This window comes from Bacillus sp. AP8, assembly GCF_000321185.1.
GTDB classification, from domain to species: domain Bacteria; phylum Bacillota; class Bacilli; order Bacillales; family DSM-1321; genus Bacillus_AD; species Bacillus_AD massilioanorexius.
The window spans coordinates 1-1626 of the sequence record NZ_CAPG01000073.1 but is presented as its reverse complement, the minus strand read 5'-3'; the positions used below and the strand labels follow the sequence as shown (position 1 = coordinate 1626).

Genomic DNA, 1626 nt, shown 5'->3' with positions numbered 1-1626 from the left:
CTAAACCAGCTAATAGTTTGTCAAACATTTCACTTAATCATATAATTTTGAGATGATATACTGAAAATAAGGCATGACAAATAAACTTCCTGTAACGTTATGGAAGTTCCTTGAAGATATGTGAAATTTTATTTTAAGCAACTTCTTGGAATGTTGTTTTGGTTTTCAAAAGAGCGTAAATCCAATGTAAAAGCTTGTTAGCGCAGGCAATAATGGATACTCGATAAGGCTTTCCTTCTTCTCGCTTTTTGTCGTAAAACTCACGTAATCTCTTATTTCTAGGGATGAGTTCCTTTGTTGTTCGCGTTTTACGTGCGTCTCGAATTGCACAACGGACAGCTGTGAATAAGGCGTGTCTAAGCCTGCTGGAACCCCTTTTCGTGATGCGATTTTTGGTACCCTTAAAGGTACCAGACTCAAATACACTAGGATCGATTCCCGCAAAGGCAACCAACTTTTTAGGGTGATTAAACCGATCTATTTCTCCAATTTCAGAAATAATCGTGGCTGCGATTTTTTCTCCGATACCAGGAATGGATTGGATAATCTTATATTCTTCTATATTTTTTGCTAAAGCATCTATCTCCCTCAAGCTTGGATAGATGCTTTTTGTATTCAAGAAGAATGTTGATAAGCATCTCTAAACTAATTAGATGACTATGATATAAGGTCTGTTGAAATGGATTCCGATTAGCTGCTTTCATGAGCTTAACGGCTTGATTACAAGCCCATTTCTGAGATCGGCTCTTACACAGTTCCTTAATCTTCATAGCTAGGGTCTCTTCACCAGCTTCCAAGACCTCCTTAGAAGTTGGGAAGGTCGATAAAATAAGCAAAGAAACATCCGAATATAAGTCTCCAAATACGCCTGCATACTCTGGAAATACTTGATCTAGAACAGATTGAAACTGTAACTTAGATTGTACAAACATCCCCGTTAAATTCTCGTGCTGTCTCGTCAGATTACGCAAGTTTAAGAGTTGAATACCACGCTTTTTATATGGCTCTAAGTCCTCTTTGTAATACAGCTCGCAGAGGTGTTGGGCATCGATTATATCCGTTTTCACTTTACGTAAACTTGAGCTTTTCGCTTTATAGGATATGAGTGGATTCACAATGATTAACAGGTAACCTCTTTTTTCGAAATACTGTACAACAGGCATATGATAATGACCAGTAGACTCTAATACAATCGGTGGTTGTGAGCCTGTTACTTCCTCAACTTCTCTGATAAATGCGTGGAGTTCCTGTAATCCTTCTAGTGTATGTGCTACTTTAAAGCTCTTTTTATATGATTTCTTCTTCTCCAAGAATGCTTGTACCTGACTTTCTCCTTTTGCGACATCCAGACCAATGACTGGATTCATGATGATCTCCTCCTATCAATAAATTAGCCGGTAACCCCTATTGGCTCCTTATAGTGTCATAGCTTCGCTTGTTATACGAGATCTCAGTCCCAACCAGCTCCAATCATGTTTCTATAAGTAGGGGGCGAACGGTTTAGCTGACGGGGTCAAACCCCACGGGCAGGGACGTTCTACCCCAGCTACCTCTAGTATTCTAGACCTCAAATAAAAAGGTCAACCAATAACTTGGTCAACCTTATAATACGACGGAGCAGGTTAG

At 39.3% G+C, this 1626-nt stretch carries 1 pseudogene; it reads right to left on the bottom strand.

Going from position 1 to position 1626, the window contains the following annotated elements:
* Positions 1–133: 133 nt before the first annotated feature.
* Positions 134–1367 (bottom strand): annotated as a pseudogene (locus BN349_RS24240) (IS110 family transposase).
* Between the last annotated feature and the right edge of the window lie 259 nt (positions 1368–1626).